Origin of the sequence: Pseudomonas cichorii (genome assembly GCF_015471405.1) — a bacterium.
In the GTDB taxonomy this organism is placed as follows: Bacteria; Pseudomonadota; Gammaproteobacteria; order Pseudomonadales; family Pseudomonadaceae; genus Aquipseudomonas; species Aquipseudomonas serbiensis.
This window is the reverse complement of record NZ_BLVZ01000002.1, coordinates 188,286-211,828: the sequence shown is the minus strand read 5'-3', so window position 1 is coordinate 211,828 and position 23,543 is coordinate 188,286. Positions and strand designations below refer to the sequence as shown.

At 57.4% G+C, this 23,543-nt stretch carries 25 protein-coding genes; 12 read left to right on the top strand and 13 right to left on the bottom strand.

Translation table 11 applies throughout. The features are described from left to right. Nucleotides 1-110: 110 nt before the first annotated feature. Nucleotides 111-2,153, bottom strand: coding sequence for a methionine--tRNA ligase (gene metG / locus JL015_RS02920; protein WP_201017345.1), 2,043 nt, complete (start codon nt 2,151-2,153; stop codon nt 111-113). A 131-nt stretch (nt 2,154-2,284) separates the two neighbouring features. Between metG and apbC the strand changes: the two genes are divergently transcribed. After that, on the top strand, nt 2,285-3,379 hold the full coding sequence (gene apbC, locus JL015_RS02915; RefSeq protein ID WP_201000096.1) for an iron-sulfur cluster carrier protein ApbC: 1,095 nt from the start codon (nt 2,285-2,287) through the stop codon (nt 3,377-3,379). Between the two features lie 126 nt (nt 3,380-3,505). Here apbC and JL015_RS02910 read toward each other — a convergent pair whose 3' ends face one another. Further along, nucleotides 3,506-3,715, bottom strand: a complete 210-nt coding sequence (locus JL015_RS02910; RefSeq protein ID WP_002554837.1) for a cold-shock protein — start codon at nt 3,713-3,715, stop codon at nt 3,506-3,508. 319 nt (nt 3,716-4,034) lie between these two features. Between JL015_RS02910 and dcd the strand changes: the two genes are divergently transcribed. After that, entirely contained in the window at nt 4,035-4,601 is a 567-nt protein-coding gene (gene dcd, locus JL015_RS02905) for a dCTP deaminase (RefSeq protein WP_017126297.1), read from the top strand. 114 nt (nt 4,602-4,715) lie between these two features. Continuing rightward, a complete protein-coding gene (locus tag JL015_RS02900) occupies nt 4,716-4,934 on the top strand; it encodes a hypothetical protein (RefSeq protein ID WP_201000095.1) in 219 nt (72 codons plus the stop codon). A 36-nt stretch (nt 4,935-4,970) separates the two neighbouring features. Here JL015_RS02900 and JL015_RS02895 read toward each other — a convergent pair whose 3' ends face one another. The 9 genes from JL015_RS02895 to JL015_RS02855 form a co-directional block, all read right to left on the bottom strand. After that, entirely contained in the window at nt 4,971-5,735 is a 765-nt protein-coding gene (locus JL015_RS02895; protein ID WP_201017344.1) for an ABC transporter ATP-binding protein, read from the bottom strand. A 9-nt stretch (nt 5,736-5,744) separates the two neighbouring features. Beyond that, nucleotides 5,745-6,863: a succinylglutamate desuccinylase/aspartoacylase family protein gene (locus JL015_RS02890; RefSeq protein ID WP_201017343.1), complete on the bottom strand. Its 1,119-nt coding sequence runs from the start codon at nt 6,861-6,863 to the stop codon at nt 5,745-5,747. 15 nt (nt 6,864-6,878) lie between these two features. Then, complete coding sequence (locus JL015_RS02885) at nt 6,879-7,589, bottom strand: ABC transporter permease (RefSeq protein ID WP_201017342.1); 711 nt, start codon at nt 7,587-7,589, stop codon at nt 6,879-6,881. Beyond that, a complete protein-coding gene (locus tag JL015_RS02880; RefSeq protein ID WP_201000091.1) occupies nt 7,586-8,314 on the bottom strand; it encodes an ABC transporter permease in 729 nt (242 codons plus the stop codon). The genes JL015_RS02885 and JL015_RS02880 overlap by 4 nt, the downstream gene beginning before the upstream one ends. Nucleotides 8,315-8,399: 85 nt before the next feature. Beyond that, entirely contained in the window at nt 8,400-9,182 is a 783-nt protein-coding gene (locus JL015_RS02875; protein ID WP_201000090.1) for a transporter substrate-binding domain-containing protein, read from the bottom strand. A gap of 298 nt (nt 9,183-9,480) precedes the next feature. Continuing rightward, nucleotides 9,481-11,958 carry a penicillin acylase family protein gene (locus JL015_RS02870; protein WP_201017341.1) on the bottom strand — a complete coding sequence of 826 codons (2,478 nt, stop codon included), beginning with the start codon at nt 11,956-11,958 and terminating at the stop codon, nt 9,481-9,483. 345 nt (nt 11,959-12,303) lie between these two features. Beyond that, a complete protein-coding gene (locus JL015_RS02865) occupies nt 12,304-12,948 on the bottom strand; it encodes a glutathione binding-like protein (protein WP_201017340.1) in 645 nt (214 codons plus the stop codon). Nucleotides 12,949-13,056: 108 nt separating this feature from the next. Then, the gene (locus JL015_RS02860; protein WP_111757795.1) at nt 13,057-13,263 is read right to left on the bottom strand and encodes an SEC-C metal-binding domain-containing protein; all 207 of its coding nucleotides are present in this window, start codon (nt 13,261-13,263) and stop codon (nt 13,057-13,059) included. Between the two features lie 62 nt (nt 13,264-13,325). Then, nucleotides 13,326-13,823, bottom strand: a complete 498-nt coding sequence (locus tag JL015_RS02855) for an LEA type 2 family protein (RefSeq protein ID WP_201017339.1) — start codon at nt 13,821-13,823, stop codon at nt 13,326-13,328. Between the two features lie 101 nt (nt 13,824-13,924). Between JL015_RS02855 and JL015_RS02850 the strand changes: the two genes are divergently transcribed. Further along, nucleotides 13,925-14,443, top strand: a complete 519-nt coding sequence (locus tag JL015_RS02850) for a hypothetical protein (protein ID WP_201017338.1) — start codon at nt 13,925-13,927, stop codon at nt 14,441-14,443. Nucleotides 14,444-14,523: 80 nt separating this feature from the next. On the opposite strand, the gene JL015_RS02845 is transcribed toward JL015_RS02850, so the two are convergent. Together JL015_RS02845 and JL015_RS02840 are read right to left on the bottom strand one after the other, a co-directional pair. After that, nucleotides 14,524-14,997 carry a YchJ family protein gene (locus tag JL015_RS02845; RefSeq protein WP_201000085.1) on the bottom strand — a complete coding sequence of 158 codons (474 nt, stop codon included), beginning with the start codon at nt 14,995-14,997 and terminating at the stop codon, nt 14,524-14,526. Between the two features lie 3 nt (nt 14,998-15,000). Then, the gene (locus tag JL015_RS02840) at nt 15,001-15,498 is read right to left on the bottom strand and encodes a DUF6231 family protein (RefSeq protein ID WP_201017337.1); all 498 of its coding nucleotides are present in this window, start codon (nt 15,496-15,498) and stop codon (nt 15,001-15,003) included. Nucleotides 15,499-16,228: 730 nt separating this feature from the next. Between JL015_RS02840 and JL015_RS02835 the strand changes: the two genes are divergently transcribed. The 8 genes from JL015_RS02835 (at nt 16,229) to JL015_RS02800 (ending at nt 23,476) form a co-directional block, all read left to right on the top strand. After that, nucleotides 16,229-16,906 carry a hypothetical protein gene (locus JL015_RS02835; protein ID WP_201017336.1) on the top strand — a complete coding sequence of 226 codons (678 nt, stop codon included), beginning with the start codon at nt 16,229-16,231 and terminating at the stop codon, nt 16,904-16,906. 24 nt (nt 16,907-16,930) lie between these two features. Then, nucleotides 16,931-17,818, top strand: a complete 888-nt coding sequence (locus JL015_RS02830; RefSeq protein WP_201017335.1) for a 2Fe-2S iron-sulfur cluster-binding protein — start codon at nt 16,931-16,933, stop codon at nt 17,816-17,818. 14 nt (nt 17,819-17,832) lie between these two features. Then, a complete protein-coding gene (locus JL015_RS02825; protein ID WP_201017334.1) occupies nt 17,833-19,044 on the top strand; it encodes an ATP-grasp domain-containing protein in 1,212 nt (403 codons plus the stop codon). After that, on the top strand, nt 19,041-20,222 hold the full coding sequence (locus JL015_RS02820) for an ATP-grasp domain-containing protein (RefSeq protein WP_201017333.1): 1,182 nt from the start codon (nt 19,041-19,043) through the stop codon (nt 20,220-20,222). The genes JL015_RS02825 and JL015_RS02820 overlap by 4 nt, the downstream gene beginning before the upstream one ends. Beyond that, nucleotides 20,222-21,319: an arginine deiminase family protein gene (locus tag JL015_RS02815; RefSeq protein ID WP_201017332.1), complete on the top strand. Its 1,098-nt coding sequence runs from the start codon at nt 20,222-20,224 to the stop codon at nt 21,317-21,319. Before JL015_RS02820 ends, JL015_RS02815 begins: the two co-directional genes overlap by 1 nt. Before the next feature lie 27 nt (nt 21,320-21,346). Beyond that, nucleotides 21,347-22,294, top strand: coding sequence for a DMT family transporter (locus JL015_RS02810; RefSeq protein WP_201017331.1), 948 nt, complete (start codon nt 21,347-21,349; stop codon nt 22,292-22,294). Between the two features lie 155 nt (nt 22,295-22,449). After that, on the top strand, nt 22,450-22,725 hold the full coding sequence (locus JL015_RS02805; RefSeq protein WP_201017330.1) for a DUF1145 domain-containing protein: 276 nt from the start codon (nt 22,450-22,452) through the stop codon (nt 22,723-22,725). Next, on the top strand, nt 22,718-23,476 hold the full coding sequence (locus tag JL015_RS02800; RefSeq protein ID WP_201017329.1) for a collagen-like protein: 759 nt from the start codon (nt 22,718-22,720) through the stop codon (nt 23,474-23,476). Before JL015_RS02805 ends, JL015_RS02800 begins: the two co-directional genes overlap by 8 nt. Nucleotides 23,477-23,543 lie beyond the last annotated feature (67 nt).

Here is a 23,543-nt window from a genome sequence, read left to right as displayed (position 1 = left end):
TGCCGGGTGGCGAACAGGCTGGTGAGCCTCTTTAAAAGTAGACAGTATCCGGCAAGGAAGCGGCGTGATAGTCAAAGGCCCGATAGCGGAGCTATCGGGCCTGGGGTGCATTACTTGATGCGCTGACCTGGCTTGGCGCCACTGTCGGGGCTCAGCAGGTAAATTTCTTCACCGCCGGGGCCGGCCGCCATCACCATGCCTTCGGAAATGCCAAAACGCATTTTCCGTGGCTTGAGGTTGGCGATCATCATGGTCAGGCGACCTTCCAGCTTGCTCGGCTCCGGGTAAGCGCTCTTGATCCCGGAGAACACGTTGCGCTGCTCGTCACCGATATCCAGAGTCAGGCGCAGCAGCTTGTCTGCACCCTCCACATGCTCGGCCTTGACGATCAGCGCAACGCGCAGGTCGACAGCGGCAAAGGTGTCGAAGTCGATTTCCGCCGACAGCGGGTCCTTGGTCAGCTCGCCGTTGCCTGTTGGGGCAGCATCGGTGGAGCTGGCAGCCAGATCTTCCTTGGAAGCGGCGGTCATGGCTTCGACCTTGGCCGGATCGATACGGGTCATCAGCGCCGAGAACGGATTGAGCTGGTGATTGCCCAGCAGTGTCTTGTGATCGTCCCAGGTCAGCGGCGCGACATTGAGGAATTTCTCGGCGTCGGCGGCCAGTGCTGGCAGGACCGGCTTGAGGAAGATCACCAGTTGGCGGAACAGGTTGATGCCCAGAGCACATACGGCCTGGACTTCATCCTGCTTGCCTTCCTGTTTGGCCAGTGACCAGGGAGCCTTGTCGGCGATGTAGGCGTTGGCGCGGTCGGCCAGGGCCATGGTTTCACGCATGGCGCGAGCGAAGTCACGGGCTTCGTAGGCTTCGGCGATGCCAGGTGCGGCAGCCAGGAAAGCGTCGGTCAGTTCCGGCGCGGCATTGCCCTCGACCAGAACGCCTGCGTTGCCTTTGTGGATGAAACCTGCACAACGGCTGGCGATATTGACCACCTTGCCGATCAGGTCGGAGTTGACCTTTTGCACGAAGTCTTCAAGGTTCAGGTCCAGGTCGTCAACGCCCCGGCCCAGCTTCGCCGCGTAGTAGTAACGCAGGTACTCGGGTGAGAGGTGTTCCAGATAGGTGCGCGCCTTGATGAAGGTGCCACGCGATTTCGACATTTTCTGCCCGTTCACGGTCAGGTAGCCGTGGACGTTGATCCCGGTTGGCTTGCGCAGGCCTGCGCCTTCGAGCATTGCAGGCCAGAACAGGGCGTGGAAGTTGACGATGTCCTTGCCGATGAAGTGGTACAGCTCGGTGGTGGAGTCCTTGGCCCAGAAGGCATCGAAGTCCAGGTCCGGGCGACGTGCGCACAGGTTCTTGAAGCTGGCGATGTAGCCGATAGGCGCATCCAGCCAGACATAGAAGTATTTGCCCGGCTCGTCAGGGATCTCGAAGCCGAAATACGGCGCATCGCGGGAGATATCCCACTGTTGAAGGCCGCTATCGAGCCATTCGGCGATCTTGTTGGCGACAGCGTCCTGCAGGGTACCGCTGCGGGTCCAGCTCTTGAGCATGTCCTCAAAGGCGGGCAGGTCGAAGAAGAAGTGTTTGGAATCCTTCAGTACGGGCGTTGCGCCGGAAATCGCCGATTTCGGGTCTTTCAGGTCAGTCGGTGCGTAGGTCGCGCCGCATTTTTCGCAGTTGTCGCCGTACTGATCCTCGGTACCGCATTTCGGACAGGTGCCCTTGATAAAGCGGTCGGCCAGGAACATCTTCTTTTCCGGGTCGAAATATTGCGTGATCGAGCGCGTGGCAATATGCCCGGCATCGCGCAGCCGGGTGTAGATCATGCTCGACAGCTCGCGGTTTTCTTCGGCGTGCGTCGAGTGGAAGTTGTCGAAGTCCACCAGGAAGTCGGCAAAGTCGGCGCTGTGTTCGGCCTTGACGTTGTCGATCAGCTGTTCCGGGGTGATGCCTTCCTTTTCTGCGCGCAGCATGATTGCCGAGCCATGGGCATCGTCTGCGCAGACATAAGTGCACTGGTTGCCGCGATGCTTCTGGAAACGCACCCACATGTCGGTCTGGATGTATTCGAGCATGTGGCCAAGGTGAATGGAACCATTGGCATAGGGCAGGGCGCTGGTAACGAGAATCTTGCGTGGCTCGGACATGGGGCTCGGCTACTTGAACTGGAACGGAGGTCGGCCACTATAAAGGTCCGGGAAATATATTTCACCTTGTACAGACTTTCTATATGTAGGATAGCCGCCTGTTTTAGTCAGTCTCTTTTCGGAGTAAGCCCATGAGCGCAGTCAATCGCGCAGCGGTGGAGACGATTCTTCGCCAGTACACCGACCCTTACATGAACCTGGACCCGGTCAGCGCCGGTTGTGTTCGATCCATCGATATTCAGGATGCACAAGTCAGCGTGCAGCTTGAGTTGGGTTATGCCGCCGATCTGTTCCGAAAAGGCTGGGCGCAGGTGCTGCAAACGGCAATCGAAGGCCTGGATGGCGTCGCCTCGGCCAAGGTCGATATCCGCACCGTCATCAACCCTCACAAGGCTCAGGCGCAGGTTCCCGGGCTGGCCAATGTGAAGAACATTGTTGCCGTGGCTTCGGGCAAGGGCGGAGTCGGGAAATCCACGACGGCTGCCAACCTGGCGCTGGCCTTGTCTCGCGAAGGCGCACGGGTCGGCATCCTCGATGCGGATATCTATGGCCCGAGCCAGGGCGTGATGTTCGGTATTCCCGAAGGCACGCGGCCGCGTATCAAGGACCAGAAGTGGTTCGTGCCCATCGAGGCGCATGGTGTTGAAGTCATGTCCATGGCTTTTCTGACCGATGACAACACGCCGATGGTCTGGCGCGGGCCGATGGTGTCCGGCGCGTTGCTGCAACTGGTCACCCAGACGGCCTGGAATGATCTGGATTATCTGGTCATCGACATGCCGCCGGGCACCGGAGATATCCAGCTGACCCTGGCGCAGAAGGTTCCGGTTGCCGGCTCCGTGATCGTCACGACGCCTCAGGACCTGGCCTTGCTGGATGCGAAGAAAGGCGTCGAGATGTTCCGCAAGGTCAATATTCCGGTATTGGGCGTCGTGGAAAACATGGCGGTGCATATCTGCTCGAACTGCGGGCATGCCGAGCATCTGTTCGGTGAGGGCGGCGGTGAGAAGCTGGCTTCGCAATATGACGTCGAGCTGCTGGCTTCGCTGCCATTGTCGATGCTGATTCGCGAACAAGCCGATGGCGGCAAGCCGACGGCGATTGCCGAGCCGGAAAGCCAGATTGCGATGGTGTATCAGGAACTGGCGCGGCACGTGGGTGCCCGGATTGTGCTGCAGGAAGCTGCAAGCCCGGCGATGCCGACCATCTCAATCAGTGACGATTGAGCTGGGGCAGCGGCAAGCTTTGAGCTGCAAGCTTCAAGTCAAAAGCTTGTAGCTTGTAGCCACAAACCACACGCGCACAAAAAACCCCGCTTTTAAGGGCGGGGTTTTTAAGCGAATCAGTACAAGTTAGATAACTTGAACTTCTTCAGCTTGCATGCCTTTCTGACCGCGGGTAGCGATGAAAGAAACCTGTTGGCCTTCTTTCAGGCTTTTGAAGCCGTCGGATTGGATAGCTTTGAAGTGCACGAACAGGTCGTCACCGGATTGTGGAGTGATGAAGCCGAAGCCTTTTTCATCGTTGAACCACTTAACGGTACCAGTTTGGCGATTGGACATAATATATCTCCTTGGACAAAGTTAACTGCGACTCAGGAAGAGCCCTGGCCGAGACTGAGTGCAAAGAGCTGGAAAATTCATGGAGATGGTTGGATCGAAATTCAACATCGTGTAGAGATTCTCAGTGACACAAGCAACACAGTGGCAACACCTTAACCCTTTTTAAGGGACGTGCCAATGGTCTTATGAGGATTATTTCTATTCGCGCTCAATGTGGGTGTGAGTCCCGTAAACTCTGGATCTGTTGCCTTTGAACCGGACGCCTCGGCCCGGTAAGATGCCGGACATCTTTTTTCACCTCGCTATTCAGGACATCGCCATGAGCATCAAATCGGACAAGTGGATTCGCCGCATGGCGCAAGAGCACGGCATGATCGAGCCCTTCGTCGAGCGCCAGATGCGTGGCGAGGGCGCCGACCGTCTGATTTCCTTCGGAGTATCCAGCTACGGTTACGACGTGCGTTGTGCAGATGAATTCAAGGTTTTCACCAACATCAACTCGGCGACCGTCGATCCGAAAAACTTCGATGAGAAAAGCTTCGTCGATATCAAGAGCGACGTCTGCATCATCCCGCCGAACTCTTTTGCGCTGGCGCGTACCGTCGAATACTTCCGTATCCCGCGCAATGTCCTGACCATCTGTCTGGGCAAGAGCACCTATGCGCGTTGCGGCATCATCGTCAACGTCACGCCGCTTGAGCCGGAATGGGAAGGTCACGTGACCCTGGAGTTCTCGAACACCACGACCCTGCCAGCCAAGATCTACGCCAACGAAGGCGTTGCGCAGATGCTGTTCCTGGAGTCCGATGAGGAATGTGAAGTGTCCTATAAGGACCGCGGCGGCAAGTATCAGGGCCAGCGTGGCGTGACCCTGCCGCGTACATGATTTTTGGGGTACGGCATTCGGTCAATTGAATTAAAGCCCGTTTGCGCACTCTATTTCCTGACATGATCCTCCTCATACGCAGCGTGTGGGGAGGCCGATGATCGGGAGTGCCCTATGACGACAGATTTCAAACCCTCTGACCGGGAAAAGCCTCCTCAGCTCAATGAGATAGGGCTTCTTGCCTGGTCATTAATGGCTGATTTGCAATTCAATATGGTGGGCGGTGGCATTCCGGGCGATCCGGGGCCGGACACGCCGTTTCCGCCCGGACCACCGGATGAGCCCGGTGAGCCGACATTGCCGGACGAGCCTCCGCCTGTTCCTGTTGCATGAGTGCCCTGCTCTGGAGCGGCTTCAGTGCCCTGACGCCTACTTCAGGTTGCCGCTCAGGAACTGCTGCAAGCGCTCGCTCTTGGGGTTGTTGAGGACTTCGTCCGGATGACCTGATTCTTCGATCTGGCCCTTGTGCAGAAACACCACCTGAGTGGCGACCTTGCGGGCGAAGCCCATTTCATGGGTGACCAGGATCATGGTCCGGCCTTCCTCTGCCAGGCCTTGAATCACCTTGAGCACTTCACCGACCAGTTCCGGGTCGAGCGCCGAGGTAGGCTCGTCGAACAGCATGATTTCCGGCTCCATCGCCAGAGCACGGGCTATTGCCACGCGCTGCTGCTGCCCGCCGGACAGAAACGCCGGGTATTGATCGGCGACACGTTCAGGCAGCCCGACCTTGTCCAGATATTTGCGGGCGCGCTGTTCAGCTTCGGCCTTTGATACGCCCAGCACCCGGCGCGGAGCCATGGTGATGTTCTCCAGCACGGTCATGTGTGCCCACAGATTGAAATGCTGGAACACCATCGCCAGTCGTGTGCGGATGCGTTGCAGTTCGTCGGCGTCGGCGACCCGCATGCCGTCCTTGTCACTGACCATGCGGATCTGCTGGCCATCCAGGCTCATGGCGCCGTCGTTTGGCTGTTCCAGAAAGTTGATGCAGCGCAGGAAGGTGCTCTTGCCCGAGCCGCTGGCGCCGATCAGGCAGATCACGTCACCGCTTTGAGCCTTGAGCGATACGCCTTTGAGTACCTCGTTGTCGCCATAGCTTTTATGCAGGCCATCGATGGTCAGTTTGTACATGTCAGGTCCTCAAGGAGAAAGTAGATAGCCGCTGCGATAGGCCTGAGTGCCAGCGACATGAGCGATGACCATGCCTGCCGTTGCCATGCGTCGTAGTGAGCGGGCATAGAGCAGACCAGCGTTTTGTGCGTGAATGGAGGCGACTGCGTCGCTGATCGGGTCGATGATTTCGGCGATCAGTTGCCCGGCCTCGATGTATTCGCCGGGCTGGGCGCAGAACACCAGCAGGCCGCCAGTCGGGGTAAGGACTGGTTCGACCGCTGCCAGCGGAGTGGCCGGGTAGAGCAATTCAGGTTGCTCGGGGGCTTCGCCTTCGATGGCGCCAAAGTCGATCAGGTAGTTGATGATCGCCTGGCAGTCGCGGCTGCCCAGCGCGTGATTGACGTCACCCTGGCCTCGCAACTCCAGCGTCACCGAAAAGCTGCCCATCGGGATCGGGAAGCGCTCGCCAAAGCGTTGCTGCAATTGCCACCAGACCAGCGTGAAGCATTCATCGAACGATTGACCGCCCGAATCGGTGGCCAGCAGGCTTGCCTGCGCACCCAGATAGCGCGACAGCGGCTCGACTTTCGGCCATGCCTCGGGCGTGGTGTAAAGGTGTTCCACCGACTCGAAGTCGCAATGCAGGTCCAGCACCATGTCGGCATTGCAGGCCAGCTTTTGCAGGGTCAGTCGCAGTGACTGCAACTGCGTCGTGGCGATCTGGGCATCCAGCGCCAGACGCAGGTTTTCGCGGATCAGCGTCGTGTTGTGCTGCGCATCGTCATTGAGCCGGCTTTCGATTTCATCGCCGACCTGTTCGCCAAGGTCGGTAAACCAGCGATTGAAGTTTTGCCCGCTTTCCAGCTCGTAACGCCCCAGCGGGGTGTCCATCAGGATCTGTTCCAGGCCAATCGGGTTGGCAACCGGGACGACAATGATTTCTCCTCGCAGCCGCCCGGCATTTTCCAGTTCTGCAAGGCGCTGTTTCAGATACCAGGCCACCAGCATGCCTGGCAGTTCGTCGGCATGCAGCGACGCCTGGATGTAGATCTTGCAGGTGCCGTCTTGCGGGCCGTAATGAAAACTGTGGACTTGCCGCGCAGTGCCGGGCACCGGCGACAGCAAGTCGTGGGTCTGATGATGCATGGGCAGGTGTCCTGTCTAGTGAGCCGGGCCGAGGAAGGCCAGCCAGCGACGTTCGGCAAGACGGAACAGTCCGACCAGGATAAAGGTGACGGTCAGGTACATGGCTGCTGCAATCCCGAAAGACTGGAACGTCATGAAGGTTGCCGAGTTGGCATCGCGCGCCACCTTGAGAATGTCCGGCACCGTGGCCGTGAAGGCTACCGTGGTCGAGTGCAGCATCAGGATCACTTCGTTGCTGTAGTAGGGCAGCGAGCGACGTAGCGCCGAGGGCATGATCACATAGGCATAGAGCTTCCAGCCTGTCAGGCCGTAGGCCTTGGCGGCTTCGACTTCACCGTGGGCCATGCTGCGTATCGCACCCGCGAAGATCTCGGTGGTATAGGCGCAGGTATTGAGGGTAAAAGCCAGAATGGTGCAGTTCATCGCATCGCGAAAGAATGCGTCCAGAACAGGCTGTTCACGCACGGCCGCGATGCTGTAGATGCCGGTATAGCAGATCAGCAACTGGATATAGAGAGGCGTGCCGCGAAACAGATAGGTGTAGAACTGCACCGGCCAGCGTACCCAGCGCTTTTCCGAGACACGGGCAATGGACAGCGGAATGGACAGGCAGAAACCGATGGCAATGGAAGCGCTGAGCAACCACATGGTCATCGCCAGACCGGTAACGTTGACGCCGTCTGTATAAAGGAAGGCTTTCCAGTATTCCTGAAGCAGCTCGATCATCGCTTGGCCTCCCGGCTGCCTGCGGCGTAATGCCGTTCGGCCCAGCGCAAGGCAAAGTTCGAGGCGCTGGTAATCACCAGGTAGATCAATGCCGCCAGGACCAGAAAATAGAACAGTTGATAGGTGCTTTTACCGGCATCCTGAGACGCCTTGACCAGATCGGCCAGACCGATGATCGACACCAGTGCGGTGGCCTTGAGCAGCACTTGCCAGTTATTGCCGATGCCCGGCAATGCGTAACGCATCATCTGTGGGAACACGACATAGCGAAAGCGCTGGCCGCGTTTCAGACCGTAGGCGATGGCTGCTTCAACCTGACCGCGTGGCACCGACAGAATGGCGCCGCGGAAGGTTTCCGTGAAATAGGCGCCATAGATGAAGCCGAGGGTGATGACCCCGGCGCCGAAAGGATTGATTTCGATGTATTCCCATTCCATGGCGTCAGTGAGGCTGGTGAGCCAGGTTTGCAGGCTGTAGAAAATCAGCAGCATCAGCACCAGATCCGGAACGCCACGGATCAGGGTGGTGTAGATCTGTGCCGGCACGCGCAGCAGCGCCGAGCTGGACAGCTTGGCACTGGCGCCGATCAGGCCGAGCACGATGCTCAGCAGCAGCGACAGTACCGATAATTTGATGGTCATCCAGGTGCCCTGAAGCAGCAGCGGGCCGAAGCCTTTCAAGCTGAATGCCGAGAGTCCCAGGTTTTGCATTAATGCATCGAGCATGGATAAAGCCTTGAGCGGGCAACAAACAGAAACGCCCATCGAGAGCGGCGGCGAATGATCGCCGAATCGATGGGCGTTGGGGGTGTTATTTACCGCTATACAGATTCAGGTCGCCAAAGTGTTTCTTCTGGATTTCGGCGTAGGTGCCGTCATCGTGTAACGCTTTGATACCTTTATCCAGGAGAGCCTTGAGCTCTTTGTTACCTTTTGCGATACCGATCGCAGTCTTGGCGGGCAGCAGCGGGCTGTCGACTGGCTCGCTGACTTCATAACCGGCGCCGGCCGGGGATTTCAGGAAGCCCAGTTCGGCTTGCAGCATGTCCTGGATGGAAGCATCCAGACGGCCGGAAGTCAGGTCCGCATAAACCTGATCCTGGTTGGCGTAGGCTTTGGTGCTTACACCGGCCTTGTCCAGAACGGCCTTGGCATAGGCTTCCTGGATGGTGCCTTGCTCGTAGCCTACGGTTTTACCTTTCAGGCTGGCCGGGTCAGCGGTGAAGCCTGCACCTTTTTTGAACACCAGCGAGGTCGGGCCGGAGAACAGTTCGTTGGAGAAGTCGATGACTTTCTCGCGGGCTGGAGTAACGGTCATCGACGAGATGACACCGTCGAATTTCTTGGCTTTCAGGCCTGGAATCATGCCGTCGAAATCGCTTTCGACCCATTTGCAGGTCACGTTCAGTTCTTTGCAGATTGCATTGCCCAGGTCGATATCGAAGCCCTGGAGGCTGCCGTCTGCGGCTTTCGACTCAAAAGGAGCATAAGAAGGATCGACGCCAAAACGCAGCTCCTTGTATTCCTTGGCCACGGAGGTACCAGCGGCCAGGCACAGAGCCAGTGCGGAAAGGGTCAGCCATGCTTTTTTCATTGTTCAGTCCTTAACCAAATTGAGCGTAGAGAACACGCCAGGCTTGCTACCGGCGGATGCCAGACTGACAAGAAGTAGCAATTTCCGAACCAAAGAGACGAACGTGCGTTTTAAATATAAGCAGTTGTCGCAATGATGAACTAGCTTGCCATCATGCGCATTTCTGCTTCCGAACGCAGAACCTGCTCACTTGGGCGCGTTGTTTAGTGTCTGGGATGCAGGAGCGATAGTTGCTCAAGAGGGGTGTCCAAAACAGGGCGTGACGAGAGTATTGCCCTGTTTTGGTGCTTTCTGATCTCTACTTTCCGGGCGTCAGGGTCAGGCGCTGTTTGCCATAACCTCTTTCATAGTTCTGCTGTTGCAGCGGAATCGTCTGGTATTGCGCCTTGAGCCACGGTTCGATGCTGTTGGCGTAGTGCGGGCTGGCCGGGTTGTCCGACTGGCCGGTGCTGACCAGACCCATCATTGGTTCCACCTGGCTGAAGTCGACGATCATGCGCAAGGCTGGCGCCGTGTGTGCTTCCAGATTCTTGCCCCACTCATAGCCCGAGACATTGATGGTGCTGTGATCGCCACCGGCTGCGCTCTGGCTGCGGTTGAAGTGGTTGCCGCCCAATGCCTTGGCCAGCGGGCTAGCCGGTGCGGCCCAGTTTTCGCGATGCAGCTTGCCCCATTGCCAGGCCTTGTGATCACTGCCCAAAAGGCTGTCGCCTGCGGTGATGGCGGCCGCCAGACTGCGGGCCAGGATTGCAGGCTTGTCTTCTTTTTGTGGGGTCTTGATGTCATCCCAGTAAGGGCTGTCTTCACGGCCCAGCAAATGATCGGCCTGTGGCGAGTATGACGAGCTGGCGTTGGCGCTCAAGGCTTGCCAGGCCAGACTGCTTTCCGGACCCAGCTCATCGAGGAAGGTCAGTTTGGCGCTTTCCTGCAGGAACAGCTCATACAGCGCTGCATCGGCGGAGCCAGCGGTGAGCTTGCCGTCGAATGCCATCAGGCGCGTGTAGGCTTCCCGAGCCTTGGCGCGCTCGGCCTCGGGCAGCGCGTCGATGGCCTGCTTGAGCGGCTTGGTCATGCCCGGCGCTTCAAACATGTTCTTGAGCTTGGCGGCAAACGTCGTGGTCTGGTCGTACTGCATGGCAATGGTGCTGCGGGTGTCCTGCTTGCCACTGTTGGCCAGTTCGCCAATGCGCTCGGCCCGCTCCGGGTAGCCCCAGGAGTTGGACAGTTGCATGCCATAGCCTTTGGGCACCGTGCGCTGATTGGCGGTAGCGATCCAGCCCTGGCGCGGGTCTTGATCGTAAGGGTGCAGCATCGAGTCGGCAAAGCCGTCCCAGTCGAACTTGCCGTCCCAGCCCGGTGAAGGCAGCAGGCCCTGGCCTTCACGGCGGTTCGGGTAGCGTCCGGTCACTTGCCAGCCGATGTTCGAGGCATCCGCGAACACCATGTTCAGCGTAATCGCACGAATCTCGCGGCTGGTGTCGAAGGCTTTCTCCACGTTGGGCGCGCGGGACAGGTCGAAGAAAGCATCCAGGCTCTTGTCGTCCTTGAAGTCCGGCGTTTGCAGTGCCAGGCCAAAGCCGTTGCCCAACGGATTTGCGCTGGTGTTGAGCAGGGCGCCGTGACGGGTGGCGTACACGGTTTCACGAATCGGACGGCCGCCTTTGACCAGGAAGGTTTCTTCATGGGCGATGGCGGGCAACCATTTGCCGTCAGCCATGTAGAACAGGCGATTGTTTTCGCGCTTGAGCTTTTCCAGGAACAGATCCTGATTGTCGCCTTTGACGTTGCTCAGGCTCCAGGCCAGCTTGCCGTTGAAACCGCTCAGGATCAGAGGCAGCCCGGCAATCGACGCGCCCGACGCCTGATATTTCGGCGCACGCAACTGCACGAAACTCCAGGCCGAGGTGATCCCGGCAGGCAGTTGCATTTCACTGGCCAGCAGGCTTTTGCCATTACGGCTGCGTTGCGGTGCGATGGCCCAGTTACTGGAAGCGGCTACACCGAGCATGTTCAGCTCGGAAAGTTGCAGCGTGACCTTGGTCAGGTCGTTCAGCTCTTGTGCCTGGCTGTTCAGGCTCAGCCCCTTGAGCTTGTCGGCTTCGGAGAAGGGCAGTGCTTCGTCAGGATAGGTCGGCAGCAGCCAGGCCAGCTTGTCGCTGCCGACTTTCTGGGCCAGCACCAGTGCCGAGAGTTCTTCCTGCAGGTTCACCGACAGGTTGAAACTCAGCAGGCTGAAGATCAGCGCCGAGTCTTCGGGCTGCCAGTATTCCGGGCGATAGCCGGAACTGGCCAGGTCCTCTGGCAGCTTGTCGCGATAGCGGAACAGGTAAGCGTTGACGCCGCGGGCATAGACCTCGAAAAAGCGTTTGAGGCGTGGCGATGAAGCGTTGTAAAGCTCGCTGGCGCGCTGCTTGAGGTTGGCCGAGCGCATCAGGCGGTCGACTTCCAGAGCATCGGCCCCGGCCATTTCCGCCAGGCGTCCCTGTGCCAGCAGGCGCATGCCGACCATCTGGGTGATGCGGTCGCCAGCATGCATATAGCCGAGTGTGAACAGCGCGTCGTGGTAAGTGCTGCTTTCTATCAGCGGCATGCCCAGGTTATTGCGGCGTACCGATACGTTCTGTGCCAGCCCCTTGACCGGAAAAACCCCGGAATTGGGCAGCAATGTCTCGTTGTCACCACCGCCCAACTGGCAGCCCGCAAGGCTCAGGAAACTTGCCGCAATGGCGGCAGCACTGAATCGGCTCAGGAAAAATGAAGGGGCTGGCGAGGCCATGGCGAAACTCCCGCAGGGGTGGCATATGTAAAGGTCGCTACGTTAGAGAGCAGACAGGCGCCACGCAAGACGGGAAGGGGAGTTTATTTCAGGATTTTACAAAGGGGTGGGTTGGTTCGCGGATAAATCCGCTCTCCTACAGGCTAATGCCGATCAGTTAAGGTGCAAACAAAACTTGTGGAAGACAGCTTGCTGGCGAAAAGGCCTGAAAACCGGCAGATATTCTGCGTCTGTACGCTGAATTTGCCAGCAAGCGCCTCCCACGAAGTGATTTATGACCTTAACTGATCGGCATTACTCCTACAGGCAAGCTCGCAGGAGCCAATTCATTCGCGAAGAAGATCATCAAGCCTTCGGCGGATTGATCTGCTCGACCAGCGCATAAGCCCTTTGGGTCGCCTCACGCCCGGCAATGGTCTCGAACCAGCGCTTGAGATGAGGGAAGTCATCCAGGTTCTGCTGCTGAAAGGTATGCGGCACGATCCACGGGTAGATCGCCATGTCCGCAATGCTGTACTCGCTGCCTGCCACGAAGTCACGGTCGGCCAGACGCTTGTTCAACACGCCGTACAGACGGGCGGTTTCATCCACGTAGCGCTTGATCGCATAAGGAATCTTTTCCTTGGCGAAGCGGTTGAAGTGGTGATTCTGGCCGGCCATCGGCCCAAGGCCGCCCATCTGCCAGAACAGCCATTGCAGCGTTTCCTGACGGCCACGGAAATCCTGAGAGATGAATTTGCCGGTCTTGTCCGCCAGATACAGCAGGATTGCGCCGGACTCGAACAGGCTCAGAGGCTCACCGCCATCGGTTGGTTCGTGATCGACAATGGCCGGGATACGATTGTTGGGTGCGATTTTCAGGAAGCCGGGCTCGAACTGTTCGTCCTTGCCAATGTTCACCGGGAAGATCTTGTAAGGCAGGCCCGTTTCTTCAAGGAACAGGGTGATCTTGTGTCCATTGGGAGTGGTCCAGTAATGAAGGTCGATCATTGAAGGCTCCATGTGATTGATCAAGACCGACTGTTTTACTCTCCCTTGAACTCTCCATACAAATGAAAACGACCTGCAAGGCAGGCCGTTGGCAAAATGCTCAGCGCTTCACGCGCCGTGGCACTTCTTGAATTTCTTGTCGCTGCCGCATGGGCAAGGATCGTTGCGGCCAACGTCCTTCAGGGCGTTGCGCACCGGCTCCTGGTGAGCGTGACCGCAGTTCGGGCCGTGGACATGGCCGTGCTGGTGGTCGTGATGATCATGGTCATGATCGTGATTGCAATCAGGGCCATGCACATGGGCTTGCTGGTTCATCGGGGGTACTCCGCAATTAAATCGGCGCGCATTATCTCGCAAATGTGCGCACAGCAATACCTTTAGCGATTCTTGAGCAGCAGCTCACGGGGTTTTACCGTCTCACTGCGCTCGATAGTGGTGCTGTGCCGGAAAATGATCCCCGTCTTGATCCTGCCTTCGAGTCGGTAGCGAACCTCTTCGTCAGGGTCTTTCATCAGTTCGGCGATGTATTTCACGTGTCGCCATAGGTTGGTCCTGACTGGCACCACAAAGGTTTTCTGGCTGTGAGCTGCGACGAAAAACCAGTCATTGGACCTTTCGTCTGCCAGCAGTACATCGTTGAGCATGAGCTTGTAGCGAAAGCCACGCACCAGCAGACGTGAGTCGTTGGGGTTGTCGACAAGAAAGTGCAGATTGAAGTCCTGCTGCGTCAGCCTGGCCTTGACGACCTGGACTTTCAGCAGATGAACGTCCGGGTCCTGGAAGGACGTGATGCTGCTCCATGTCGAGCAGCCGGTCAGCCCCAGTAATAGCAATGCAAGGCTTATCGTTCTTGTAATTGGCGCCTGGATTGACATTGTTTTGCTCCGTTGGAGAGCTGAGTTTAGCAACTGGCTGGCTTGTTGGGGCTGTCGACGCTACGCCATACTCCCGTCATACGCAGTATGAGTGCCCTTGCATGAATCTCTATGAAATCGTCTTTTGCGGCCAGTTGGTTCCTGGCGCCCAGCTTGAGCGGGTAAAAGCCAATCTGGGCAAACTGTTTCAGGCCGATGAGCAGCGTCTGGCGCTGCTGTTTTCGGGGCGGAGCCTGGTGCTCAAGAGCAATCTCGATGCCGATGCCGCCGAGAAATACCGTTCGACCCTGGAGCGTGCCGGTGCTCTGGTCGAAGTGCTGGACATGAAACTGCCGGTCGAAGAAGTGGAACTGGCACCGCCGCCTGCAGAGCCGGGCACGGCCCGTTTGCAGATCAAGCCTCGGGATGTGTACATGGCGGCTTTTGTTGATGTCGATGCGCCGGATTTTTCTGTCGCCGAAGTCGGCAGCGACATGCAGGACCCCAGGCCCGAACAGTCGACACCGGCGCTGGACCTTTCAGCCTTGAGCCTGGCCCCGGCCGGTAGTGATATGGGGCAGGCAAAACCTGTCGCGAAAGCGCTCAATCCGGATATTTCACACCTGAAGCTCGTGCCATAAAGGCTTCATGGCCTCTTCGCGAATGAATTCGCTCCTACCGGTGTGGGAGCGAATTCATTCGCGAAAGCAGTATTCCAGGTTTATCCAATGTAACTCGCACAACACTTCTTGAATTTCTGTTCGCTCCCGCAGGGGCAGGCGTCGTTGCGGCCAGCCTTGAGGGGCGCCGTGGGATCAATGAAGTACCAGCGGCCCTGATTCTGTACAAATGAAGAGCGTTCCCGGTGGCTGTGCTCACCGCTGCCGTCATGCCAGCGAGCCGTGAACGTGACGAAGGCATGTTCGGGCTTGCCACCGAAAACCTCCGAGCTTTCTACCTCAAGGCCCAGCCAGGTGCTTTGCGCACTCCACTGGGCAATGGATTCGCGGTCCAGCCCCTGTTTCTGCGCGGGCAGCGTGGTATCGACCAGATAATCGATCAATCCCAATACATAGGCGCTGTAGCGCGAACGCATCAGCTTCTCGGCGCAAGGCGCGGGTTGTCCCGCATGAAAATGCCCGCAGCAGGCTAACAACAGATCCCCGCTACCGCAGGGGCAAATAGCACTACTCATGACTCACCACCAGTATTTGCCGAAGTTTTCCGGGTTCGCCCAGAATTTCGAGTTCAGCCAGTCGGGTACTTGCTTGTATTCGCGCAAGTCGTAGGTGAACAGTGTCAGGATCTGCTCGTCGCGCTCAAAGCGTTCGCTCGCTTGCAGGGCCAGTGAAAAGAAATCGGTTTCCTGCCAGCCACAGGCCTGCAGGTCTGCCAGTACTGCGATGCGACTGGCATTGAGATTGCGGATACCGCCCAGCAGTTCCAGGCCGGTGCGCTTGGGGATGTGCTCCAGGCAATCGACCACCAGCGCCAGGTCAAAGCGCTGTGCAGCCAGTTCCGCTGGCAGGTTGCCGGGAGCCGCGAGTGCTACCTCGGTCTGTGGGTGTGCTTCCCGGAAAGCGTGCAGTGCAGGAAATTCCTGTGCTCCGACCAGCAGGAGGCGCTCGGGAGCATAACGGTCGAGCAGGGCGGCCAGTGCTTGTTGCGGGGTGCGGGTGGAATAGCCGACGGTCATCGAAAGTCCTCTGGTTGACCTGTAAGACTAGCCTGCCGGGCGGACTCTGGAAAGCGGCGACGCCCCTCGCTTTTATTCAATGCGCCGATCGGGCAACCAAACACTTTGTCTGTTGCATAGAACATAAAGTTGCTTGCAGACGTTTATCGAGCGCATTAGGATGTTGAGCAAAATTGGATCCAATGGAATGTTGTGCATGGAAGCTAAAAACGGAAAACATCGACCTGAACCTTGCGTGTGGCGATGTTGGCAATATTCCGCTTCCCCTTGAGCGTTGTTCTGTACGCATATCTTTTGGTGATATAGCCATGGGTCAGTGCGTCGGAAACTGCATCTTTTAATTCATTTGCAAGACCGCTGCTTCAGCGATGTCTTTGTAGATGCTTGCTGCCCGAAGAATATATACATGTGAGGGCGAGCCATTGAAGGGCTTGCCGTACGCTCGGTATAAGCATATCGACGCTATAGCGTAAAAGTTAATTCGATTCAGGTCTTGAAATTGAAATATACAGCGCTAATACTGCCGCTGCCCCGAAAAGGGCTTATTGAATGATGGCTTTGTAGTGTCAACTCTGTCTGATCTTTTGTCAGATGAGGCATATGCTGTTTTTGCCGGTCGTTCTTGAAATGAGTTATTTCTTTTGCTGTAGCAGTACGTGACAGGGATCAGCGTCTCGCTGAAATAAAATAGTCATTGATTTCAGATGACCATAATGGAGAGGTATAACCGATGATTTCCACTGATGTGATATTGAAAACGCTTGAGTCCACCGTTGATGCCTGCCTGGATGCAGAATTCAAGAAAGACAACATCATGGGCGAGTTCCACCAAGGAGACTGGTTCAATGAGCATTACTACAAGCGCCACATCCTGGAATGCGTAATCCGCATTCACATGAACAATGAACTGGACGCACGTGCCGTTCAGGTGGCGGCCATCGATAATATCTCCGCCGCCAAGCAACTCTCTTACTATCTGTATGATGAGTTTGGCCATGACGAAATGTTTGGGCAGGATCTCATCACTTACGGTTATTCCAAGTCCGACGTTCAGGCAGAGTTTGCCTTCCCGGAAACCTGGAAACTGATGGGCTACCTGAATCTGTGCGTCAGCAAGTTCGGCCCGCTGCCTGCGATCACCTGGGACTGGTTCCTGGAGTACTACGGCGATAAATACAGCTCGTTCATCACCCAGAAAGCCAGCGCCAGCATGGGCCAGCCTGCGGTGAGCGGCGCGGCCTCCCATGTCGCGTTCGACGAAGCGGAAGACCACAGCGGCATGATGAACAACATGCTGGCCTCGGTCATCAAGGATGAAAAGGACCTGGACAAAGCCGTTGTCCATATCAAGGCTTTCATCCCGATGGTGGGCGAATACTTCCAGGCCCTGCGTGCTTCAACGCTTTAATACACATCACTGAAGGCCGGTGTAATGGCAACTTATAGTGTCCGCGTTGGAGAGCAGACCTACACCGCCGACAGCAGGCAGCCTCTTATTGATGCAATCCCCTCCGGAGCGCTCGTAAAAGGCTGCCTTAAAGGTGTGTGCAGAGTGTGTCGATGCCGATTGGTGTCAGGCCGCGTTCTGGAAGACGGTGTGGAAGTTACAGTACAAAGCGAGTTTCTGCCCTGTATAAGCAGGGCAGAAACGGATATTGATATTGTCCCCGCTATCAGCAGCTTTCATGCCGCCAGGCTCAAAAGTAAAACGTATTTGTCCGAACAGGTCATGGAAGTCGTCCTGGAGGTCAAGCGGGTTTTTTATAACGCCAAATCTGTCGTGACGTTGAAGCATCCCGAGCTTTCAGCGGTGCGCAGTTACTCCGTGGTCACGTTGGGCAAAAAAGCGTACGACAGCATCACGTTTCATGTGAAGTTACGCCCCGGTGGGCTGTTCTCAAGTCTGTTTGCAACGTTGTCCGTTGACGACCGACTGGAGTATTACATCGTGAGTCCTTCATTGCCTCACTATGAAAGCGCCATGAACCGTCTGAATATAGTCAGTGGCGGCAGCGGAATGGGGGCGGCATTGAGTCGTGCGCAGGAGTTGGTGGTAAAACACAATATCGGTGAAGTTGAGGTGTATGCCGTCAACCGTACCACTCTTTCCACCTACCACTCGGGCTGTATTGAACGATTTCGCAGTTCCGTTGAATGCAAGGTCAATGTCGTCAACATTCCTTATCGTGACTGGACCTGTGCGGATTTCGATATTGGCGAACACTTGGTAGTGGATGCACTTACGGTAGGTGTGGGGTCGGATCTGGTAATCGACAAGCTGAAAAACCTTCCTTTATGTGAACTCGAAAGTTTTGGATAGTCGGAGACTGAACAATGTCCGTAGTTGTCATCGATCCTGTTTCATCCGGCATAAACTATCTCAATGCAGCGCAGCAACTGGGCGTTGATTTATATGTCTTTTCCGTCGACGGGGGCGAGCAGGAGCTTGACCCGCAACTGCGTGCCAAGGCGCGTCAGGTCATCAAGATCGACACCGCTGATTTCGACGCACAGATGGCGGCGCTCAATGAGTTGGGAACCGTCAGTGCCATTCTTCCCGGCGTGGAGTATGCCGTCCCGATGGCTGCAAGCCTGGGCGCTGCGCAAGGTAAAACGCATCTTGGCGACAACGCCGTGCAACGGGTGCGCAACAAGTTCAACTTCCGCAGTCGTCTGACCGAGACGGGGCTCAGCGATATCGGATTTTTTCTGCTCAGCACCGACGAGCCGGTGGTCGTGCCCGCAGGCTTCAGCTTCCCGGCGGTGGTCAAGCCGGTCGATATGGCCGGGAGTATCGGCGTTCGCAAGCTTTATAACCATGAAGAGCTGGTCGAGGCCGTCAGCGCCTTTCGTCAGTCGTTGCCCAATGACATTGGCTTTACCGCCAGCGGACGCCTGATCGTCGAAGAGTACATTCCCGGCAACGAATACAGTATCGAAGGTGTGGTGCGTAGGGATGGCAGCGTCACCATCGCGTCCATCACCGAGAAACTGCTCGGCTCGGAGCCTTACTTCATCGAGATCGGCCATATCGTCGGCCAGGGCTACGATGAGGCGTTTCGCACCACTCTGAACGACTACACGCTGGCGGTGCTGGATGCCATCAGCCTGAACGTCGGCCCTTTCCATCTGGAGCTTCGGGTTACGCCCCAGGGCCAGCCCGTAGCGGTCGAACTGGCAGCCCGTCTTCCCGGCGACGGTATCGTCGAGCTGATCAAACGGGCCAGTGGAATCGATCTGGCCCTTGAAACGCTCTGTGAATACCTGAGCATCGATACGCCTGCCGCCCCCCAGGCGAGTGGTGTCAGTGCCATCGCCTTCATTCCCCGTGGCGAGAAAAGCGAATTTACCCGCCTGCACGGTCTCGGTGAGCTTATCGACAGTCCGTACTACCTCTCGCACCAGATTTACTTTCGTACCGGCGATGCGCTGGGCTCGGATCAGGACTGGACCTCACGGGTTGGCTACGTGATGTTCGGCGGCGTTGATGAGGCCGCAGTCAGAAGCCTGGTCGGGCGGGTACACAACGAGGTTGCAATCGTATGAAGCACGTTCTGATCATTAACCGCTACGACGACGAACTTTCCGATTACCGCAAATATATCGATCACACTCAGGTCGACGTTTCCTATATTTCCCTGGCGGGGCGTGCAGGGCTGATTGATCAGCAGCTCAGCTTCAAAGTGGTGGAGCTTGGCGTACTGGATGCAGGCCTGATACTGCAGGAAGCGCAGGCCATTCATCGTCAGCACCCCATCGACTTTGTCATCGCCTTCTCGGAATACGATCTGGATGCCGCTGCACTGGTCCGCACCGAGCTGAATATCAGCGGTGCGAAAATCGCCGACAACCTGCTGTGCCGTAACAAGGCCAGTATGAAAGAAGCACTACAGGGCTCGACCGTCCGCTACCCGCAGTACCGAAACGTGTTGTCGCGTCTGGACGTGGAAGAGTTCTGCCATGCGCACGGCTACCCGGTGATCCTGAAACCTCAGGTTGGCGCGGCTTCGGACGGTGTCGTGAAGATTGACCGTCTGAGCGATATCCCCGACCTGCTGGATTTCACCGGCTATGAAGTGGAAGAGTACATAGAAGGCGATATCTATCACGTCGACGCCATACTGGCGGGCGACAGCACTCCGTATTTCAAGGTGTCGAAATACCTGAACACCTGCCTGGATTTTCGCAATGGCCAGCCGCTTGGCTCGGTGGCTGTCGATAATTCTCGGTTCATCGAGGCGGTGCAGGCTTTTACCAGAGAAGTCTGTGTTCGGCTGAACCTCAAGGATCAGGCCATTCATCTGGAGCTTATCGAGCGGCGCGGCGAACTGGTTTTTCTGGAAATCGGCGGTCGGGTCGGCGGTGGCGAGATTCCGTTTGTCGCCATGCGCAGCGAGGGAATCGATCTGTATGAGCTGTGGACCCGTGCTGCGCTCAAGGACCATGTCCCGCCTGTCAAAACCCGGATCACCGGTTTTCTGATGATGCCCAACCCCTTCACCACTGGCTTTGCCTTCGACCCGAAGATGCAATTGTCCCACCCGCTGCTGGCCTATAGCAGCGTTCAGCGGCAAGGCGAATCCAGCGAGTTCAGCTACGAAGAAATCCCCGCACGGCTGCATTTTGTGGGCGAAACCCAGGCTGAGGTGGAAGACGCCATCCTGTATTGCATGGACGTCCTGCAGACCTCCATTCGTGCCGACTCAGTGCGGGAGGCGAGCTGATGAAAGTGCTTGTGCAACTTCCCTCCATCGTACAGCCTGTGGCCATGTCGGTATTCATGGAGGCGCAGCAGCCTTACTCGCTGCGTCAGGCCGATGCCGATGTGCTGGCCCTGGCCGCATCGTTCAATGCCGCAGGTATCCCGACGGCTTTTCTGTCCGACGCGCTGTTCAATGAAGACGGGCCGCACGTCCCGCTGGAAGATATGCGGCAACTGGCCGGGAATGCGCTGCGCTTTGCCGACGATATTCCACAGGAGCGCCAGCGTCTTGCCCACGAACAACTGACGCGCAGCAGTCGCCGGGAACTGGCGGAAATCATCATCAACCAGCCGAAACTCCGGCTGTATTACGATGATGAACTGGGCCGCATCAGCCCTGACGCCACTTATGAAACGTATGAAATTCATCCGTTGTACGGGCTGCTGTTCCCGCGAGACCATTTCATGAACGTGGGCGGCCAGCCGGTTTTCGGCCGCTTGAAACGCCAGGACCGGGCGCGGGAAGTTGAAGTGGTGAAAAAGGTAGTCGCCGCCCATGGCTATCCCCTTGTGGAACTCGACCATGTGCTTGAAGGCGGTGACTATCAGGAAAACGAGCGCGTATCGATCATCAACACCGGCTTTCGGACCCAGGTCGAGACGCTGCACTTCTTGCTGGGGGCCAGCCTGCTCAAGAGCGATGTCGTGCTGGCCGTCGAGGATGGGTGGCACAACCCTGAACAGTTCCACCTCGACCACTATGTATCCCTGCTGCGCGGCGACTTGCTGATCGATGCGAAACGAGCCGACGCCATCGACCGCTCACGGGTGAGCCTCTATCACCGTACACCTTCGGGCTGGCAGCTCTCGCAAGAACACCTGACGTTGCGCCAGGCCGCAGAGGCTGTGGATCTTGAGCCGGTGTTGCTGGACGAATCGATGATGTCAGCCTGGTGCGCCAATGCGTTCTCACTGGGCAAGCATGTCTGGATCGATCACAACGCACCCACGGGCTTGCTGGATCGGCTGTCGGCGCGTGGCTATGACATTCATCGGGTCTCTTTCGCCGAACACCAGAAGCAATTTGGCGGCATTCATTGCGCCACCCAACTCATATAACTTCTTATATAACTTCGAGGACCCGTCATGACGGTGGGTAATAAGTCTGTTCTGCCCGTTCTGGCACTGATCATCAGCACCATTGGTGTGGCGTCGGCGATTGCGTTCGTCAAGCTCAGCGAGGTGGATGCCACTTCAACGCTGATGCTGCGCATGTTCATCGCTGGCGGCATGGCCTATGCGTTTACCGCCTTGCCGCCCGGCAAGAACAAGGATGTGGAAACCATCACTCCAGGTCGCAGCCGCAGTGTCATGTTGGCCCTGTTGCTGCTGTCGGGTGTGGTGTCGTGCATCGATCTGCTGTCCAACCACTGGGCGGTGAAGCTGACCAGCATGGCCAACACCTCGATCCTGATGAACCTGTCGCCGGTCTTCGTGGCGATTTTGTCCTTTCTGTTTCTCAAGGAAAAAATCGGCACCTCTCAGGTATTGGCGCTGGCCCTGAGTATCGCGGGAGCCTGCCTGCTGGTGTTTGATGGCAGCGCGAGCCTGACATTCTCCAGCCAGAGCGTGACTGGCGATCTGCTGGCGCTCAACTCGGCGCTGTTCTATGCGATCTATCTGATCCTGATCAAATCCCTGCGCGACTGCTTCTCGTCCCGCAAGATAATCATCTGGAACAGCTTCACCTGTGCCTTGCTGCTGTTGCCGGTGGCCCTTGTCACCAGTCAGCAGATTTTGCCGGACACCCTTTATGGCTGGCTGGTGATTGCTCTGTTGGCGTTGATCAGCCAATTGCTGGGGCATGGGTTGATGGCCTATGCGCTGCGTCATGTCGACGTGGTGCTGGCCTCCGTCTCGGCGCTGGCTCGCCCGGTGGTCGCGATTCTGATCGGCTTCTTCTTTTTCGACGAGAAGCTGGCCGCGCTGCAATGGGTAGGCGTCGCCGCCGTGCTGCTGGGCGTCTGGTGGTACAAGCGCCCGGCACCGGTGGTTCAGCCTGTCATTGAGGGCAAGGCCAGCAGCCAGGCCTGAAAACCGGAAGCCCCAGCCTCGATGCCGCCGTCAGTCCGGTCTTTTTTCACTCCACCGCTGGCATATTTGGTGTACAGGACGTCTACTGTGCGGCAACGAAAAAGCGTGCGAAGAATTCGCTTTCGTAAACGCATCATGACCATGGGGGGCAGGCGATGAAGCTGTTTTGGGGGCTGGGCAAGGTATTGACGCTGGGGTTCTGGCTGGTGGTGATGGTCAATTCGGTCATCGAGGCTCCCAGTCCGTTCGGCATCATGATCGATATGGCAGGCAGCCTGGTGCTGTTGACTCATTTGCTTGAGTTGATCCTGTTCAACGGCAGCCTGCGCGGTCGCCGGCATCCGTGGCGTGATCGGGGGAAAATCCTCATTTTCGGTATCTTCCATGTCCAGGCCATAGGTCGTCGTCCAGCGGAGTCCACTCATGCGTAACCTTTTTCTCCTGGCGGCCTTGTTCAGCCCGCTGGCCTTGGCGCAGACGATCAATGTCGATGCGCACTCCCTGATGCGTCTGCCGGGTAACAGCAGCGTTCTGCAGGTCGAGCGTCTGGAGGTGGCGGATTACGGCACCTTGCTGATCCCGGCAAATATTACCGAGGTCAAGGTCGGTGAGCTGGTGCTGGGGCATGAGGCACGTATCGCCATCGTGCCGGGTTCGCAGACTTTCAGCCTCGTCGTCAGTCATGGCGAATTGGCCTCTGGCAGCCAGATCATGGCGCGTGGCGCACCGGGGACCTTTGAAAAAGCGGCCTTGCCGGGGCGCAATCTGATCCTGCGCTTGCAGAGCCTGAACGCCGAGCAACTGTCGATCGATGCCCGTGGCGGTGCCGGTGCGCGAGGTTATGCAGGGCTTGATGGTGGCAATGGTCAGGCGCCGGGTTGCACCTGGGGGCAGGCGGGTCGCGGTTATGACGGTGACAATGGCGGTAACGGCCATGACGGTGCGGCAGGTGCTCAGGTTCGTCTGGAGCTGCCACAGAGTTTTGCTGCCGAGCGTATCAAGGTCAACGTCGAGGGCGGTGCCCCTGGGCCGGGTGGCGAGGGCGGCAAACCGGGCAAGGGTGGCGAATCCAAAGGCTGTATCGTCTATCGCGCCGATGGCGGCAAGCCGGGGAAACCCGGGCAAGTAGGGCAGCCAGGTGCCGCAGGACCTGCCGGTGCATTGAGCCTACAGCGTCTGTAACGCCGTTTCGTCAGGCCCGGAGCATGCTTGTGCCGGGCCTGGCTTATATTCAAGACAGATTTTTCCT